At 67.8% G+C, this 17,503-nt stretch carries 17 protein-coding genes and 1 pseudogene; 12 read left to right on the top strand and 6 right to left on the bottom strand.

Translation table 11 applies throughout. The annotated features are described in order from the left end of the window. The 6 genes from QZY48_RS26375 to QZY48_RS26400 form a co-directional block, all read left to right on the top strand. Positions 1-235 (top strand): F0F1 ATP synthase subunit A (locus QZY48_RS26375; RefSeq protein WP_295436515.1); only part of this gene is annotated, 235 nt, incomplete at its 5' end. Positions 236-265: 30 nt separating this feature from the next. Beyond that, positions 266-547: a F0F1 ATP synthase subunit C gene (locus QZY48_RS26380; protein WP_295436516.1), complete on the top strand. Its 282-nt coding sequence runs from the start codon at positions 266-268 to the stop codon at positions 545-547. A gap of 3 nt (positions 548-550) precedes the next feature. Then, complete coding sequence (locus tag QZY48_RS26385; RefSeq protein WP_295436517.1) at positions 551-1,366, top strand: F0F1 ATP synthase subunit B; 816 nt, start codon at positions 551-553, stop codon at positions 1,364-1,366. Beyond that, the gene (locus QZY48_RS26390; RefSeq protein WP_295436518.1) at positions 1,363-2,979 is read left to right on the top strand and encodes an alternate F1F0 ATPase, F1 subunit alpha; all 1,617 of its coding nucleotides are present in this window, start codon (positions 1,363-1,365) and stop codon (positions 2,977-2,979) included. The genes QZY48_RS26385 and QZY48_RS26390 overlap by 4 nt, the downstream gene beginning before the upstream one ends. Before the next feature lie 12 nt (positions 2,980-2,991). Continuing rightward, entirely contained in the window at positions 2,992-4,362 is a 1,371-nt protein-coding gene (locus QZY48_RS26395; RefSeq protein WP_295436520.1) for a DUF2254 domain-containing protein, read from the top strand. Then, positions 4,359-5,279 carry a F0F1 ATP synthase subunit gamma gene (locus QZY48_RS26400; RefSeq protein ID WP_295436521.1) on the top strand — a complete coding sequence of 307 codons (921 nt, stop codon included), beginning with the start codon at positions 4,359-4,361 and terminating at the stop codon, positions 5,277-5,279. Before QZY48_RS26395 ends, QZY48_RS26400 begins: the two co-directional genes overlap by 4 nt. Before the next feature lie 13 nt (positions 5,280-5,292). On the opposite strand, the gene QZY48_RS26405 is transcribed toward QZY48_RS26400, so the two are convergent. Together QZY48_RS26405 and QZY48_RS26410 are read right to left on the bottom strand one after the other, a co-directional pair. After that, positions 5,293-5,718, bottom strand: a complete 426-nt coding sequence (locus QZY48_RS26405) for a universal stress protein (protein WP_295436522.1) — start codon at positions 5,716-5,718, stop codon at positions 5,293-5,295. Positions 5,719-5,742: 24 nt separating this feature from the next. Then, positions 5,743-6,987 (bottom strand): citrate transporter, encoded by a 1,245-nt coding sequence (locus QZY48_RS26410; protein ID WP_295436523.1) that lies wholly within the window; start codon positions 6,985-6,987, stop codon positions 5,743-5,745. Positions 6,988-7,233: 246 nt separating this feature from the next. Here QZY48_RS26410 and trkA point away from each other — a divergent pair, with 246 nt between their 5' ends. The 5 genes from trkA to QZY48_RS26435 all read left to right on the top strand — a co-directional run bounded on the left by trkA (position 7,234) and on the right by QZY48_RS26435 (position 11,564). Next, positions 7,234-8,637, top strand: a complete 1,404-nt coding sequence (trkA, locus tag QZY48_RS26415) for a Trk system potassium transporter TrkA (RefSeq protein WP_295436524.1) — start codon at positions 7,234-7,236, stop codon at positions 8,635-8,637. Continuing rightward, positions 8,637-10,091: a potassium transporter TrkG gene (locus tag QZY48_RS26420; protein WP_295436525.1), complete on the top strand. Its 1,455-nt coding sequence runs from the start codon at positions 8,637-8,639 to the stop codon at positions 10,089-10,091. The genes trkA and QZY48_RS26420 overlap by 1 nt, the downstream gene beginning before the upstream one ends. Positions 10,092-10,263: 172 nt before the next feature. After that, positions 10,264-10,683, top strand: coding sequence for a DUF4143 domain-containing protein (locus tag QZY48_RS26425; RefSeq protein ID WP_295436526.1), 420 nt, complete (start codon positions 10,264-10,266; stop codon positions 10,681-10,683). 297 nt (positions 10,684-10,980) lie between these two features. Continuing rightward, a complete protein-coding gene (locus QZY48_RS26430) occupies positions 10,981-11,271 on the top strand; it encodes a type II toxin-antitoxin system Phd/YefM family antitoxin (protein WP_295436527.1) in 291 nt (96 codons plus the stop codon). Then, positions 11,268-11,564 (top strand): type II toxin-antitoxin system RelE/ParE family toxin, encoded by a 297-nt coding sequence (locus QZY48_RS26435; RefSeq protein ID WP_295436528.1) that lies wholly within the window; start codon positions 11,268-11,270, stop codon positions 11,562-11,564. Before QZY48_RS26430 ends, QZY48_RS26435 begins: the two co-directional genes overlap by 4 nt. A 53-nt stretch (positions 11,565-11,617) precedes the next feature. On the opposite strand, the gene QZY48_RS26440 is transcribed toward QZY48_RS26435, so the two are convergent. Further along, a complete protein-coding gene (locus tag QZY48_RS26440) occupies positions 11,618-14,017 on the bottom strand; it encodes a tetratricopeptide repeat protein (protein ID WP_295436529.1) in 2,400 nt (799 codons plus the stop codon). A 132-nt stretch (positions 14,018-14,149) separates the two neighbouring features. Further along, positions 14,150-15,724: an AAA-like domain-containing protein gene (locus tag QZY48_RS26445; protein WP_295436530.1), complete on the bottom strand. Its 1,575-nt coding sequence runs from the start codon at positions 15,722-15,724 to the stop codon at positions 14,150-14,152. A 364-nt stretch (positions 15,725-16,088) separates the two neighbouring features. On the opposite strand from QZY48_RS26445, the gene QZY48_RS26450 reads away from it, so the two are divergent. Beyond that, complete coding sequence (locus tag QZY48_RS26450; protein ID WP_295436532.1) at positions 16,089-16,898, top strand: lytic transglycosylase domain-containing protein; 810 nt, start codon at positions 16,089-16,091, stop codon at positions 16,896-16,898. A gap of 25 nt (positions 16,899-16,923) precedes the next feature. Here QZY48_RS26450 and QZY48_RS26455 read toward each other — a convergent pair whose 3' ends face one another. Next, positions 16,924-17,325 (bottom strand): RNA-guided endonuclease TnpB family protein, encoded by a 402-nt coding sequence (locus tag QZY48_RS26455; protein ID WP_295436533.1) that lies wholly within the window; start codon positions 17,323-17,325, stop codon positions 16,924-16,926. After that, positions 17,289-17,503 (bottom strand): annotated as a pseudogene (locus QZY48_RS26460) (hypothetical protein); the annotation flags it as partial. The gene QZY48_RS26455 and the pseudogene QZY48_RS26460, both read right to left, overlap by 37 nt.

Raw genomic sequence — 17,503 nt, forward strand, 5'->3', positions numbered from 1 at the left:
ACGGACCCTGGCCCTGGCGGTGCGTCTGTTCGGCAACATGATGAGCGGCGCGATGATCATTGCCATCCTGCTCACCATCACGCCCTTCCTCTTCCCGATCCTCATGACGGCGCTGGGGCTGCTCACCGGCATGGTGCAGGCCTATATCTTCAGCATCCTGGCCGCGGTGTACATCGCCGCCGCTACCCGCACGCGCCAGCCCGCGCCCACGTCAACTCCGGCGCCCGGCACTTGAGCCAATCCATAATCAACCCGAGGACCCACCATGGACAGCTTGACCATCATTGCCGTCGCGTCGATCGTCATCGCCGGTCTCACCACCGGCTTCGGCACCATGGGCCCCGCGCTGGCAGAGGGTCGCGCGGTCGCCACCGCGCTGACCGCGCTGGCGCAACAGCCCGATGCCTCCGCCACCATCACCCGGACCCTGTTCGTCGGGCTCGCGATGATCGAGTCCACCGCCATCTACTGCTTCGTGGTTTCGATGATCCTCATCTTCGCCAACCCCTTCTGGAACCTCGCCATCGCCCACGCCGTCGGTAAATAGGCCATGCTCATCGATTGGTTCACCGTCGGTGCGCAGGCGGTCAATTTTCTCGTCCTGGTGTGGTTGCTGAAGCGCTTCCTCTACCAGCCAATCCTGCACGCCATCGATGAGCGGGAGCGACGGATCGCCGCCGAGCTGGCGGACGCCGATGCGAAACGGACGCAGGCGCAGCACGAGCGCGAGACCTTTCAGCATAAGAACGAAGCGTTCGATCAACAGCGTGCTGCCCTCTTCACCCACGCGATGGACGAGGCGAAGGCCGAGCGTCAGCGGCTCTTGGAAGAGGCCCGGCAAGCCGCCGATGACGTGCGGGCCAAACGACAGGACGCGTTGCGACAGGAGGCCGATCAACTCAATCAGGCACTGCGGCGCCGGACCGTGCAGGAGGTCTTCGCGATTGCGCGCAAGATGCTGACCGATCTCGCCGGGGCGAGTCTGGAAGAGCGGCTGGTCGCGGTCTTTATCGAGCGCCTGCGGGCGATGGACGGCGAGGCGCACGCGGTGTTTGCCGAGGCGCTGAAGACGACCTCCGATCCGGTACGTGTGCGCAGCGCCTTCGACCTACCCGCGGCGCAACGCACGGCGATTCAAGATGCCATCGATACCGCTTTCGCACCGGCCCTCCCGGTCCGGTTCGAGACCGCGCCGGACCTGGTCAGCGGAATCGTGCTCACCGCGAATGGGCAACAGATCGCCTGGGACATCGCGGATTACCTGCGGTCGCTGGAACGCGGAGTTGGTGAGCTATTGAAGGAGAAGGGGCAGCCGGATGCCGCGGCCGGTTCTGACCCTTCAGGAACCGCAGCACCGCACCCATGACGGCCGCGCCCGACCGCCTGGAGTCGGCCTTCGATCGCGCCTTCGGCGCCATCGGCCAGGCCCGCGAACAGTTCAGTCCGCAACTGACCCCACACGAGGTCGGCACCATCGCGACCGTCTCCACCGGCATCGCCACGGTCTCCGGTCTGCCCGGTGTCGGCTTCGAGGAACTGCTGGCCTTTCCCGGCGAGGTCTTCGGCATCGCCTTTAACCTGGACGCAGGAGAGATCGGCGTCGTGCTGCTGGGGGACTACTGGCAGTTGCACGCCGGGGCCCTGGTCGAGCGTACCGGCCGGGTCATGGACGTGGCCGTCGGCGATGGCCTGCTGGGGCGCGTCATCGATCCGCTCGGCCGGCCGCTCGATGGTCAGGGGCCGGTGCGCACCGACGCGCGCCTGCCGATCGAGCGTCCGGCGGCGGCCATCATGGACCGCGCGCCGGTCACCGTCCCGCTCCAGACCGGGATCAAGGTCATCGATGCGCTCATTCCGATCGGCCGCGGCCAGCGCGAGCTGATCCTCGGCGACCGCCAAACCGGCAAGACCGCCATTGCCATCGACAGTATCCTCAACCAGCGCGGCCAGGATGTCCTGTGTGTCTATTGCGCCATCGGTCAGCGGGCGTCCGCCATCGCCAAGGCCGTGGCCACCTTGCGGGAGCAGGGCGCGCTGGACTATACCGTGGTGGTGGTGACCGAGGGCAACGACGCGCCGGGGCTCGCCTACATCGCCCCCTATGCCGCGACCAGCATCGCCGAGCATTTCATGGAGCGCGGGCGCGACGTGCTGATCGTCTACGACGACCTCACCCACCACGCCCGCGCCTATCGCGAGCTTTCCTTATTGCTGCGCCGCCCGCCCGGCCGCGAGGCCTTCCCCGGCGATATCTTCTACATCCACTCGCGCCTGCTGGAGCGCGCCACCCACCTGAGTCCGGAGCGCGGCGGGGGTTCGCTCACCGCCCTGCCGATCATCGAGACCGAGGCCGAGGACATCTCGGCCTATATCCCGACCAATCTGATCTCGATCACCGACGGGCAGGTCTATCTGTCGCCCTCGCTGTTCGAATTGGGCGTGCTGCCAGCGGTCGATGTCGGCAAGTCCGTCTCGCGCGTCGGCGGCAAGGCGCAGCGGGCGGCCTACCGCGCGGTCGCGGGCGACCTCAAGCTTCGCTTTGCGCAGTTCGAGGAGTTGGAGACCTTTGCGCGGTTCGGTGCCCGAGTGGATGAACCGACCCGCGCGATCATCGCGCATGGGCAGCGCATCCGCGCCTGCCTCAAGCAGTCGGAGCTCGCCCCGGTGGCGGTGCCGGCGCAACTCGCCGTCCTGCTGGCCCTGACCGCGGGGCTCTTCGACACGGTTGAGCTCGCGCGGATGACGGCGGCCGAGCAAGCGGTGCAGGCGGCCGCGGCGACGATCCCGGACGCGCTTCGCGAGCGCCTGACCGGCGCCGGGACCTTGAGCGACGGAGATCGGCAGGCGCTCATCGACCTTGCCCGTCAGGCGCTCGCCGAATTCCAGCCGACGCCGAATCCTCCGGACGGCGCCGCCCCCGCCCCGGACGCCCCGGGCACGGCAGCCTCCGAAATATCGACCAACGCAAGCCCGCCATAACTGAAGAAGTCAATGCATATACTTCCGAAACTGCACTATTGGTGGCAAGCGAAACGCTCGAGCTTCTGGTTCGTACCCACCCTCATCGTACTGGACGCCGTGGTGCTCGCCACCCTGTTGATCACCCTTGACGCGACCGTCGAGCTGCACGTAGTCGAGCGCTGGCCGCTGCTCTTCGGCGCCGGCGCGGACGGCGCCCGCGGCCTGCTCACCGCGGTCGCCAGCTCGATGATCACGGTCGCCGGGGTGGTGTTCTCCATCACGCTCGTGGCCCTGGCGCTGACCTCCAGCCAGTATACGTCGCGGGTCATTCGTAACTTTATGCGTGACCGCGTCAACCAGGCGGTGCTCGGCGTCTTCGTCGGCATCTTTGCCTATTGTCTGGTGGTGCTGCGGACGATTCGCGGGGGTGACGAAGGGGGGTTCGTCCCGACGCTGGCGGTGCTGGGCGGACTGATCCTGGCCTTCGTCGGGATCGCCGTGCTGATCTACTTCATTCATTACGTCTCGACCTCGATCCAGGCATCGCGCATCATCGCGGCGGCCGCCCAGGAGACCCTCGCGGCGGTGGATCAACTCTTCCCCGAGACCCTTGGCGACCACGCGGACGACGACAACAAGGCCAACCTGGCGCGGGCGCTCGCCATGCAGGCCTGGGTGGCCGTCCCGGCCGAGCGGACCGGCTATATCGAGACGGTCGATGCGGACGCACTCCTGGGCGTAGCCCGAGCGCATGGGACCATCCTGCGGATGGACCGCGGCATCGGGGACTTTGTCGTCGCGGGTACGCCGCTGGTCTCAGCGGTCGATCCCGGCGACCTGGACGACACGATCACGGCCGAGCTGAACGCCCCCTACGTCGTCAGCCGCCAGCGTACCGTGGAGCAGGATGTCGCCTTCGGCATCCGGCAGATCGTGGACATCGCTATGAAGGCACTCTCGCCCGGTGTCAACGACACCACGACCGCCGTGATGTGCGTTGATTATCTGACCGCCATCCTGGTCCGGCTGGCCCCGCGGCGGATTGCCGCCGCCCATTGGCCGGATCAGGGCAAGCTGCATGTGATTGCCCGCGGCCCGAGCTTTGCGGGTCTGGTGAGCGAGTCCTTCGACCAGATCCGCCAGAATGCCGGCGGCAATGTCGCCGTCCTGTTACGGATGCTCGGCGCGCTCGAAACCATCGCCACCCGGACCCTGAGCCCCGATCGGCGCCGGGTGCTTGGGCAGACCGTCGAAGAGATCGCCGAGGCGGCCGAGCGCACCATCGACGCCCCGCACGACCGGGCACGGCTCGGCAACCGGCTGACGCGGGTGCGCGAAGTGCTCGCAACCGCACCGGTGGTATTCGTCCGCGCACACCAGGACGGACTCGAGGTCCGATGAGCGACAGCACCGCCAGCCTGCGCCGCCAGATCAGGAGCGCCGGCGATCTCCAATCCGTCGTCCGCACCATGAAGACCCTGGCCGCGTCCAGTATCGGCCAGTACGAGCAGGCGGTGCGCGCTTTGGGCGATTATGCGCGCACGGTGGAGCTGGGCCTCCGCGTCTGTTTCCGCGGCAGCGGCGCGGACGCGGCGCTGACCGGGACGCCGGTCGAACCGGATAGGGGCCGGGATACGAACCAGATCGGTGGCATCGTGTTTGGCTCCGACCAGGGACTGGTGGGCCAATTCAACGATGTGGTGACCGACTATGCGGTGCAGGCCCTGGCCGCCCTGACCGACCGGCCGCTGGTTTGGGCAGTCGGTGAGCGTGTCCATGCGCGCCTGACCGATGCCGGTCTGCCGGTGGTGGGCCGGTTCGCCGTGCCGGGCTCGGTCGCGGCCATCACCCCGCTCATCGGGCAGATCCTGGTCGCGAGCGAAGTCCGGGGGAAGCGCGTCGCGCAGCTCCATCTGTACTACAACCGTCCCGCATCCGGCTCCGGTTATGCGCCCGTCAACCAGCGGCTGTTGCCGCTGGACGACGCCTGGCAAGGCCGGCTTGCCGCGCTCCCCTGGCCGACCGGGAACCTCCCCGAGGTTATTGGTACCGGAGCCGCGACCCTGAGCGCGCTGATGCGCGAGTATCTCTTCGTCTCGCTCTTTCGCGCCTGCGCCGAATCGCTGGCGAGCGAGAACGCCAGCCGTCTGGCGGCGATGCAGCGCGCCGAGAAGAATATCGACGAGTTGTTGGAAGCCCTCAACGGCAAGTTCCACCGCTTGCGCCAGGGCGCAATCGACGAAGAACTGTTCGACGTCATCGCCGGCGTTGAGGCACTGGTCGGAACGCGGCCCCAACACTACACGTCGGGTTGTTAGGGGGCGATAGGGGCTATTTCACCAGCGTCACAGGCAGCGTGGACAGATGGACGACCTTGGCGGCAACCGAGCCAAGCAACAGCGTCGCCAGCCCGCCGCGGCCATGGGTACCCATGACGATGTGGTCACACCCCTGCTGTGTCGCGAACTCGGCGATGGTTTCCGCAATGGGTCCGGAGACGACCTGGGCAGTGTAGGCGACCCCGGCCTGATCGAGCAGCCCGCGGGCGGTGCGCAGGTTCTCCTCGCCCTCGCTTTGCTGGATGCGGTTGACCTCTTCCTCGTGCAGGAAACCGCGAACCTGCCAGGCATCTACCGGTTCACGGACGTGCAGCAGGTGGATCTGCGGGGGCTCACTCCGCTCGGCGAGCCGGACCACATGCCGGAGTGCCCGCAGGGACTGGGCAGAGCCGTCGCAGGGGACCAGGAAGCGCATCATCGGACCCTCATCATCGGAACCTCATCATGGGTGCGACTCCCACCCGGTAGGCGCATCCGTCCGTGTTGGGCTGTCGCCGACGGCGCCGGGGTGCCAGCCGAGGATCAGGAGCAGCGCCGCGAATCCGAGCACATAGGCCAGGGCCACATGCCAGCCGTGGCGCACCCAGTTCAACACCGACTTCGCCTCGGGATACAGGTTGGAGATGGCCACCCCGGCGGAGCTGCCGAACCAGATCATGGAGCCGCCGAAGCCGACCGCATAGGCGAGCACGCCCCAGTCGTAGCCGCCCTGTTTGAGTGCCAGGGCGGTGAGCGGGATATTGTCGAAGACGGCGGAGACGAACCCGAGCGTCAGGGCGGAGGGCCAGGAGGCCGCCGGCAGCCGCTCCACCGGCATCAGGGAGGCGCACAGCACCAGCGACAGCAGGAAGAGACTCCCTTTGAGGCTCTCCGGCAGCAGGCCCCACTCGGGCTTGCGGATCAGCCCCGTGAGCAGAATCGCCGCCCATACGGCCATCCCCAGGACGGGAACACGGCCGGCCAGGTCCTTGGCATGCAGGTTCAGCGCCACGTTGGCGGCGATGGCGGCGACCAGGATCGTGATCACGATGCCCAGGCGGGTCCAGTCCACCGCCGTGTCGGCGGGTACCTGCCGGGCGGCCGGCTGGTAGCGGTGCTGCTGGATGGCGGCCGGGATGCCGAATACCAGCAGGGCGACACCGGCGGCCACATAGGCGTGCAGGACCGCGCTCGGCGCCACGCCGGAGATCCACATCATGGTGGTGGTGGTGTCCCCCACCACGCTGCCGGACCCGCCGGCGTTGGACGCCGCGACGATCGCCGCCAGGTAGCCGAGATGGACCCGGTGGCGGAATACCCCGGCGGCGACGGTGCCGCCGATCAGGGCGGCGGCGATGTTGTCCAGCAATGCCGAGAGCACGAAGATCATGACGAGGAGGACAAAACCGCCCGGCCAGCCGGCGGGCAGGAAGCGCGGCAGCACCAAGGGGATCCGGCTGTCCTCGAAGTGGCGGGCCAGCAGGGCAAAGCCGAGCAGCAGGCCGAGCAGGTTGGCGAGCAGCACCCACTCGTGGCCCAAGTGATCGATGAGCCCGGTCAGGCCCGGTCCCGCCGGGAATCCGGTAACGCCGAGTTTGAAGCCGGTGATGACGGTGAGCCCGGTCAGGGCGACCGCGAGGGTGTGACGGTGCAGGACGGCTACCCCCAGCAGGGTGGCCGCAAACAGGATGAATTCGGGAGGGATCAAGGTACCGCCGATGGGGACACAACGAGGTTGCGGCGATGATAGCGCGGGCCGCGTGGGACTGCGATGGTTACACCTTGCGGCGGTGGTCAGTGGCCCCGGTGCGGGTGACGGCGTAGCATGGCGGGATCGCGTTCGCCCGGGGGGCGCCTGGCGCACCCCACCGGCGGCCCGCTGTCGCGTCTTCAGGGCGCCCACCGCCATGCACCCATTCCTGCGGATTTCCTCACCACCCCCTATGACCACCCAATGAAGATCGTCATCCTCGGCGCCGGCCAGGTCGGTACCTCGGTGGCCGAGAGCCTGGTCTCGGAGGCCAACGAGATTACGGTCGTCGATACCGACGTGGCGCGCCTGGCGCGCCTCCAGGACCGGCTGGATCTGCGCACCGTGGTCGGCAACGCCGCCCTGCCCTCGGTGCTGGAACTGGCCGGCATGGCCGATGCGGACATGTTGATCGCGGTGACCCAGAGCGACCAGACCAACCTGTGCGCCTGCCGCACGGCCGCCACCCTCTACCGGACCCCGACCAAGATCGCCCGGCTGCGCTCCCCGGACTATGCCCGCTACCCGGAACTGCTGGAGCCGAAGAACTTCGCGGTGGACTTCAGTATCTGCCCGGAGCAGATCATCACCGATTACCTGGTCCAGTTGCTGGCCTTCCCCGAGGCGCTCCAGGTGCTGGAGTTCGCCGACGGCCTGGTGAGCCTGGTGGCGGTGCGCGCCATCCCCGGCGGGACCCTGGTGGGGCACCCGGTGGCGGACCTGCGTCGCCACATCCCCACCGTGGACGCGCGCATCGCCGCCATCTATCGCCGCGATCAACCCATCATCCCGGACGGGGAGACCCTGATCGAGGCCGGGGACGAGGTCTTCTTCCTGGCCGCCACCCGCGACATCGGCCAGGTGGTGAGCGAACTGCGGCGCCGTGACCGGCCGACCCGGCGCATCCTCATCGCCGGGGGCGGGAACATCGGGGAGCGGCTCGCCGTCGCCACCCAGGATCGCTACAAGGTGAAGGTGATCGAGGCCGCCGAGGCGCGCGCCCGGACCCTGGGGGCGACGCTGAAACACACCCTGGTGTTGGTGGGGGAGGGTACGGACGAGAACCTGCTGGCGGCCGAGTCGATCGAGGACATGGACTGCTTTCTCGCCCTGACCAACGACGACGAGAACAATATCCTCTCCGCCCTGCTCGCCAAGGGCCTGGGGGCGCGCCGGGTACTGGCCCTGATCAACCGGCGGGCCTATGTCGATCTGGTGCAGGCGGACCGCATCGACATCGCCATCTCCCCGGCCCAGATCTCCATCGGCTCCCTGCTGGCCCGGGTGCGCAAGGGTGACGTGGCCGCGGTGCATAGTCTGCGCCGGGGGGCGGCGGAGGCCCTGGAACTGGTGGTCCATGGGGACGGCCGTACCTCCCAGGTCGCGGGGCGGCGCATCGAGCAACTGGACCTGCCCCCGGGGGTGACGGTGGGGGCCGTCGTGCGCGGGGTGGCGCCCATGGCGGGCGGGGCCGACCGGCGCCGCGTCCTGATCGCCCACCACGACCTGGTGATCGAGGCGGAGGACCATGTGATCCTGTTCGTGATCAGCAAGGACCTGGTGCCCAAGGTGGAGCGCTATTTCCAGGTCGGTCTGGGCTTCTTCTGATGTATTCGGTGCTGTCGGTCACCAACGTCCTCGGGCGCCTGTTGCTGGTGTTCAGCCTGACCTATCTGCTGCCCATCGCCTGTGCCCTGATCTACGACGACGGGACCCTGCTGACCTTCGTCTTCAGCATGCTCGCCTGCATCCTGGTCGGTCTGTTGATGATCGCGGCGACCCGCCGCCAGCGCCGGGAACTCAAGGCGCGCGACGGCTTCATGCTGGTCACCATGGCCTGGACCCTGACCGCCGCCATCGCCACCGTGCCGCTGATGCTGCACCAGCAGTTGTCCTTCACGGACGCCTTCTTCGAGACCATGTCGGGGCTCACCACGACCGGGGCCACGGTGATGGTGGGGCTCGACCAGGTCGCGCCCTCCATCAACCTGTGGCGCCATGCCCTGTGCTGGTTGGGCGGCATGGGGATCATCGTGCTCGCGGTCGCCATCCTGCCCTTCCTGGGGGTCGGCGGCATGCAGCTCATGCGCGCGGAGGTGCCGGGGCCGATCAAGAACTCCCGGCTCACCGCCCGGGTCGGCGATACCGCCGCGCTCCTCTGGGTCATCTATGTGAGCCTCACCGCGGCCTGCGTCCTGGCCCTGCGGATCGCCGGAATGGACTGGTTCGACGCCATCTGCAATGCCTTCTCGGCCCTGAGCCTGTGCGGCTTCTCGACCCGGGATGCGAGCATCGGCGCCTGGGACTCGCCGGCGATCGAGATGGTGCTCATCTTCTTCATGGTGCTCGCCGCGTTCAATTTCGCGACCCACTATATGGTCTGGCGCCACCGCAGCCTGCGGCCCATCTGGCGCGACGCGGAGGCCAGGGGGGTACTCCTAGTGCTGACGCTGTGCTCGCTCAGTTGCGCCGTCTATCTCTGGTTCAACCAGATCTACACGAGTTTCTGGACGGCGCTGCGCTATGTCGCCTTCAACCTGATCTCCGTCGCCACCACCAGCGGATTCGTCACCACCGACTATGCCCTGTGGCCGGTGTTCGTGCCCCTGTTGATGCTCTTTCTGTCGTCGGTGACCTGCAGTTCAGGGTCCACCGGCGGGGGTATCAAGATGATCCGCACCCTGATCCTGGTCCGCCAGTCGTCGCGGGAGGTCTCCCGCCTGATCCACCCCGCCATGGCCGCGCCGGTCACGATCGGCGGGTCCCAGATCCCCAACAGCGTGGTCTTCGCCGTCCTGGGTTTCATCTTTCTCTACTCCATGAGCATCATCGGGATGACCTTCCTGCTGCTCTTCGGCGGGCTCGACTTCATCTCCGCCTTCACCGCCGTCGTCGCCTGCATCAACAACACCGGCCCCGGGTTGGGCGTGGTGGGACCGGCCACCAATTACGGCGTCTTGACCGACTACGAGATCTGGGTCCTGAGCTTCACCATGCTGCTCGGCCGGTTGGAGGTCTTCTCGCTGCTGATTTTGTTTACGCCGCAGTTTTGGCGCAGGTAGGGGGGCAAGGATGAAGGATGAAGGATGAAGGATGAAGGATGAAGGATGAGGGATGAGGGATGAGGGATGAAGGAGGAAAGCTGGGTTTATGGGGCGGGGTTGGCGCAGGTGGCGGCGGTCCCGTTAGGATTGGTTGTCCGCGAATGAACGCAAATGGGGACGATGGCGTTTGATGAGCAACGCGGGCTTGATCATCGTTGCGCAGGCGATCCATCAGGCCGCAAACTTTCAACTGGACGAGTCTGAAAGTTTCAAATTCGTCTTCCAGGAGTTGCGGCGGCAGGCGAGTTGGCGGGAACTGCCGGTCAGCTTCCATCACTTCCGCGACAAGGACGGCGCCGAGGTGGACCTGGTGCTGGAGTCCGGCCAGGCGCTCGCCGGGGTTGAGGTCAAGGCCTCGGCCACGGTGACGACGGCGGATTTTCGGGGCCTGCGCAAGTTGCGGGAGGCGGCTGGTCCGCGCTTCAAGGCCGGCGTGGTGCTCTACGACGGTGAGGCGACGGCGCCATTCGGCGACGGACTGACGGCCGTGCCTATGCGCGAACTGTGGGAATCCCGGCAGCCTGCGCATCACCCTGGGACCATTGCATGACCAGATCGCCGCAGACACCCCGGCCGCGGCCGACCAGTGGCCCCATTTGCATCTGCCGAGGACGTGCAATGACAGATCGCGGGTTTGCCGTAGGGTCCGCTGTGCGGACCTTCGCCGGTGGCCGGAACGACGATCGATGCCTCTTTGGCCAAGCCGGTTGCAGAGCCAAGGGCCCAGGACGCGACCCATCGCCCCGTGTGACTCCGGCCCCCTGGGACCCCGCCCGCGGGTTCTGCTTGCGGCCAGGTCTGGATCGGCCTATTTTGACCGAAATAGACCAATCTCTCTGAAATCCTCATGCACAACGTTTCCGCCCACGAGGCCAAGGCCCGCTTTGGCCAACTGCTGGAGACGGCCCGGCGCGAGCCCGTGGTCATCGAGCGCGACGGTCGAGCCGTCGCTGTCGTGGTCTCCAAGGAGGAGTACGACGCGTTGAACGCAATCAAGCTCCAGCAGCTCCGCGCGGAGATCGACCTGGGGCTCGCGGATCTGGAGCGCGGTGCATGCACCGATTATGAGGCTGAGGACCTGCCGACGCTCGCCGCACGGATCAAGGCTGCTGGCCGCGAGCGGCTCGCCAAGAAGTGATCTATCGGCTTTCGTCCAGGGCGGAAGCGGATCTTGCCGAGATCTGGGATTACTCCGCCGAACAATGGGGTCTTGATCAGGCCGATCGGTACGTCGATGCATTGGTGAGCCGCTTCGACTGGCTCTGCGATAACCCTTCGCTGTGGAAGGCTCGGCCGGACATCGGCGACGGGCTCTATAGCTACCCGCAGCAGAGCCATGTGATCTACTTTCGCGCCTCTGGCGATGCGCCACGGTTGATCGAGATCGTGCGCGTGCTGCACGGGCGGATGGAGCCTCACAGGTACGTCTGAAGCGGGCAGACCGGTCGCCCCGCCCCGCGGTCTGGCGAGACCGGCACTCGCCCCTACTCGGCCGGGGGGATGGCGTCGAATTCGGCCTGGGTACCGTGGCCGCCCTGGAGCCAGGCGGTGCGCAGATCCTGGAGCACCGGGGCGATGTGGTTCCGGTAGTGGTCCGGGAAGTCCGCATCGGTGAAGACTCCCGCGGCCGCCCGCACCGAGGCGATGGCCAGCCCCAGGTCCGACCGGTTGCCGCTCAGGTCGGCCCGGTCCCAATACACCAGGCCGAGGTTGAAGCGGGTCATGGCCCAGTCCGCCGGGCGGGCCTCGCGGGTGTAGACCTCCAGGGCGAGCCCGTAGGCCGTGATGGCCTTGCCGAGGTCCTCCGCCCGGTCGCCGGTGGGCATGTCCGCCCAGGTGAGGCCAAGGTTGTTCTGGGTCGCGGCCCAGTCCGCCGGGTGGGCCTCGCGGGTCAGGACCTCCAGCGCCCGCCGGTAGGCCGCGATGGCCTTGCCGAGGTTCTCCGCCCGGTCGCCGGTGGGCATTTTCCGCCAGGCTTCGCCGAGGTTGATCTGGGTCCCGGCCCACTCCGCCGGGTGGGCCTCGCAAGTTCGGACCTTCAGGGCCAGACCGTAGGCCGCGATGGCAATGCCGAGGTTCTCCGCCCGGTCGCCGGTGGGGATGTTCGACCAAGCGACGCCAAGGTTGTTCTGGGTCGTGGCCCACTCCACCGGGTGGGTCTCACGGGTAAGGACCTCCAGGGCGTGCCCGTAGGCCGCGATGGCCTTGCCGATGTTCTCCGCCCGATCGCCGGTTGGCATGCTCCGCCAGGCGATGCCGAGGTTGTTCTGGGTCATGGCCCAGCCCTTCGGGTGGGCCTCGCGGGTTCGGGCCTCCAGGGCCAGCCGGTAGTACGCGATGGCCTGGTGGAGGTTTTGCGCGCGGTCGCCGGTTGGCATGTTCGCCCAGGCGTTGCCGAGGTTGTTCTGGGTCTTGGCCCAGTCCGCCGGCTGGGCCTCGCGGGTCCAGGTGTCCTGGGCCTGGGTCAGGAGCGCGATGGCCTCGCGCTGGTGGGCGGCGATGTCCCCCAGCCGTGCCCCCTCATGGGCGATGGCGGCGTTGTTCATGGCCCGGGGGTCCTCGGGCCGTAGCGCCAATGCCTGCTTGTAGGGCTCGATGGCCCGGTCGAATGCGCCAGCGTTGTACCAGTTGTCCCCCTCCAGGGTCAGGAGGCGGAAGGCCTCGGCCAGGGGCTCGCGCTTGAGGTCCTGGATCAGCCGGTCGGCCGCGGCGTGCTGCCTCAGCGCGATGGCGGCCACCGCCTGCTGCTGCTTGTTCCCGCGTTCGGCCAGCTCTTGGGCCTTGGCGATCAGCTCGGGAGGGAGTTGACGCTGGGTGGGGTCCTCCCCGGCCTGTTTGGGGGTCAGGACCTCGCGTAGTTGGACCTCGATGGCGGCGAGCCGCAACTGAGTCGACTCCGCGGTCTCCCGCACGACCTCCCGCGTCCGCTGGCCCTCCTCCCGCACCGCCTGCTCGATGCCCGCCAGCCGCTGGGCCAGGTCCGCGATCCCCGCGCCGATCTCGATCCCCTGGGCCTCCAGCCGGGGCAGTAGTTCGTCGAGCGTCCCCCGCACTGCCGCCAGGGCGGCGGCGTTCTCCGCGCTACGCTCCAGGTTGGCGGCGGCTGCGGTCAGCACCCGGTTGGCGATGTCGAGCTGTATGGCGTAGGCGGCGCGGCCGTCCAGGGCGGTGTCCTGCTTGAGCGCCTGGCGCACGGATTCGCTGAACCGGGTCGCCAGGGCCAAGCGGACCCGCGATTCGGCGGTGGCCTCTTCAAAGTCGGGTGACGTACCCGGCCGTTCCGGGTTGAGGCAGGCCAGCAGGGCGAGGGTCTGGGCCGGCGTCAGGGCGGGGCGCTCGGGCCTGGCGACGAATTCCACCAGTCGGCGCTCGTCAATGGAGCCGAGCCACCGCTTGGCACTATCGGTGAGGGCGATCTCCGCCCAGTGCGACTCGGCCAGGTCGGCCAGGCGACGCACCAGTGCGGCGTCCTGGGAGCCGAGATCGGGTGCGACGGCGCGCAGCACCATGCCGATGGACCGGCCCACCAGTTGGGCGAGGTCGTGATTCCGGAAGAAGTCCCGGGCCGCCAGTGCCTGGCGCTCCCAGTCGAGATAGCGCTCGGAGGCGACGTTGACCAGGATGCCGGAGATGGCCCCAACGACGGGCAGAAGCAGCCAGTCGGGGAGCCACTCCCCAAGGGTGTCGAGCATCGCCTTGCCTGGGTCCCCCGCCAGGGCCAGGGCGCCGAGTGTCAACAGCGCAAGCAGCAGCCCCGGCAGGGCCCCGACGCAGAGGCGCCACCAGCGGGGTTTATGGGCAATCCGGCGGTCGATGCGCGACGGCATGTACGCTCCCAGGCGGCGCGGGGCCGCGTCCTCGGTGGGCGGGCAGGGTTTCGTCATTATGCCGGGTTGGGGCTGGGGTTGCAGCCGGCGTTGGGCTGAATGTGTAGTGGTTCCGGTGCCCGGCGGCTTGGGTAGTGGCGGATCGCCCTGCGGGCATCCGCCCTACGGCCTGGGCGGTGCGGCGCCGCCTCAGGCGCGCACCACCTCGATGCGGCGGCCCGCGGGGCTTGTGACCTCGCGGCTCCCAGTGCGCTCGGCAATCGGCGGCTGACCGCTACGCCGGTCGAAGATCACCAGCCAGCCGGTGTCGAGCCCGAGCCCCGCCAGGTAGCCGTCGAGTTGCTCCAGGCCCTCGGCCAGCGGGTCCGGGGCCCCGTCGCGCCAGACCTTGAGTTCCATCCCGAGCGTCAGGGGCCCGTAGCGCAGACAGAGATCCATGCGCCCGGCGCCGATGGCATATTCGCGCTCCAGGGTGCCGTCGCCGTTGACCACGCGGTGCAGGAAGGCCATCAGCACCAGGTGCGGGGCGATCTCGTGGTAGGGGGCACTGCCGAGCAAGGGCTGGCCGTGGCGGCGCCAGAAGGCCAGGAAGGCGTCGAGCAGGCGCAGCGGGTTCAGGGTGCCGTCCGGATCGAGCCAAGTCGGGCTGATCTGCGGCAGCGACGCCTGCGGGGTGTAGGCCAGGACCCGGGGCAAGACCTCGCGGTAGATGGGATTGGCGATGGTCAGGCCGCGACCCGGGTCCATCCGGCACAGGCCCAGGTCGAGCAGGTAGTCGATGTCATCCGCGGGAACCTGACCCAGGGCGGTGCCGGCCAGCATCGGCTCGATGATGCGCCGCACCCGCTCCTCGCGCAGCTTGTCGGCGAGTTGGTCCAGGTGGGTGACCCGATTGACGATCAGGTATTCCTTGGCCTCGTCGATCAGGTCGACGGTGATGGGGCGGGTGCGGTCGCGGCCCTCGCGCATCTCGAAGCAGGCGTGGTAGGCCAGCGCATTGACCAGCCAGGGCTGGCCCCGGGTCAGGTCCCAGACCCGCGCCAGGGCCTCGGGGGTGAAAGGCTGGCCGGTCTCCTTGGTGTGCTCGGCGAGCAGCGCGGTCGTCTCGGCGGCGCTGAAGTCGCCCAGGCGCAACGACTTGGCCTTGATGTTGAAGGCGCTGCCGCCGGTGATGGGGCTCGCCTCGGAACGGGCATGGATACGGTAGTCACGCAGATCCCGCACCCCGCACAGCACCACCGTTTGCGGAAAGTGATCGGGACGCTGAGTATAGCCCGCGCGCAACTGGCGCAGCAGCGACACCAGGGTGTCGCCGACCAGGGCGTCCACCTCGTCGAGCAGCAGCACGGCCGGCCGCGGGTCCGCGGCGGCCCAGGACTCCAGCAGGCGGAGCAGGCGTTCGTCCGCCGGGACCTGCGCGCCGCCGTCCCGATACCAGTCAGCCAGGCGCCCATCCTGGAGATAGAGCCGCGCCGAGCGCCCCAGCGCACTGCACATGGCCGCCATACCCCGGTCGACATCCTCGCGCGCGGTCTGGGCGGTCTCCAGGTTCGTATAGAGCGCCCGGTAGCGGCCCTCGTGGTTCAGGTACGCCATCAGGGCCAGCAGGCAACTGGTCTTGCCGGTCTGGCGGGGGGCGTGGAGCAGGAAGTACTTCTTCTGCTCGATCAGTTCCAGCACCGCCTCGAGGTCCCAGCGCCCCAGGGGCGGCAGGCAGTAATGGTCTTGGGGCCGAATCGGACCTTCGGTATTGAAAAAGCGCATGGGACAACTCCTGAAACCACGCGGGCGGGCCGCGCATCGGTAAGATGCCTGTCACAGTCGGTCAGGCGCAGACGGCCAAGTCGGCGCCGCAGCGGTTGACGATCGTTGCTTCAAAGTAGCATGCCCTTGCGGGCGAGGCTGCCAAGAGCGATCGAAAAGTCTCCACCATTGTGTGCGTAAACCCCGAGTCCGCGTGTGTTTCGCGGAATCGTTTCACTTTTTGACGAAGACAGTTGAAATTACAACGCAACTGTCGTCTGATCCGCACCGGTGCTGTCACCACCCGCAACGGTGTCTCGACCAACCGGTCCAGCGCCGCCGGCGCCTAGCGTCTTCACCAAGCAAGAGTCCCGTCGGAGTCATGATGAACCCTGTCGCGATCCGCCCCCTGTGGCTGTTGGTCCTGCTGCCGCTGGCCTGCCCCGCGGCGCCGGGCGCGAATGCGCGGGCGGCACCGAAGCAGGTCCCTGAGTTGACGGCACCGCCGGCCCCCGCCGCGGTTGCTGCCCCGGCGCCCGCCAGGGCCCCGCGGCCCAGTGCGCCCGGCGGGGTCACGCCGAGCCGCGACCAGGTCCGGACCATGATCGACGAGGTGGCCAGGCAATACGGGGTCGAGTCGAAGCTGGTGCGGGCGGTCGTGGCCGCCGAGTCCAACTTCAACGCCAACGCGGTTTCCCGGGTGGGTGCCGTGGGCCTGATGCAGGTGATGCCGGCGACCGCGGGGGACTACGGGGTGACCTCCACCACGGCCCTGTTCGACCCCAAGACCAATCTGCGCACCGGTACCCGTCACCTCAAACGGCTGCTGGACAAATACAAGGGCGACTATGGCCGGGTGATCATGGCCTACAACGCCGGGGAGGGCGTGGTGGACCGTACCAACAACCATGTCACCTACCAGGAGACGCTCGACTACACCGAGGCGGTGATCGGCCACTACCGCAACAACGGCGGCTCCGCACCCACCACGGGCGCCCTGGCCAAGGTCCAGGTCCTGCGCGGCATGCGTAACCGCGGCCAGGCCAGGCGCCTGCTCAAGAAATATCTGGACCCCTCCCTGCTGTCGCTGAAGGTGAAGCCGACCCTGGCCCTGCGTTCACTCAACCCCGCCCTGCACGCGGTCGGTCCGGAGAGCCGCCCGATGTTTGAGTTGGATATGCAGGCGATGCGCTAAGGCGGTCGGCGTGCCCTGGTGGCCGTCAGGGTGCGGGCGACGGCGGGCTGGACGAATGCGGGAAAACCGTTCTGTCAAACTTATGACCGCATCCCGAGCAGATCTTGCTGCTGGGATACCAGCGATCAGCCAGCACCACGACACCGCCGCGCATGGCGGTCTTGTAGTCCAACTGCCGCCGGAACTCGAAGAAGCTCATGTCCGAGACGGCGCGCGCCAGGTGCCGATTCTGCACCATGCCGCGGACGTTCAGGTCTTCGATGCCGATGGTATGGAAGCGCCGCGCCAAGTCGGACGTGAGTTGGTGCAGGGCGTCCAGACGCACGTTGGCGATGCGGGCATAAAGGCGGGCCAGCCTGGCCTTGGCCTTACGCCAGTTGCGGGAGAATTTTACCTTTCGCGAGAGGCTTCGGTTGAGCCGCTCCATGCGTTGTCCAGGGCGAAGCTGTCGCTGCGACCTTTCTTGTGGAAACGTGGGTACTTGGCGCGCCCGGCAAAGAAGTTCTTGAAGGCCTCGCCCAACTGCATAATGGCTTGCTGGGGCGCGCACTTGGTTACTTCGAGCATCCAGGGGAATTGCTCGCGCTTGATGGCGTTCAACTGCC

The organism is uncultured Thiodictyon sp., from assembly GCF_903828115.1.
Lineage (GTDB): Bacteria > Pseudomonadota > Gammaproteobacteria > Chromatiales > Chromatiaceae > Thiodictyon.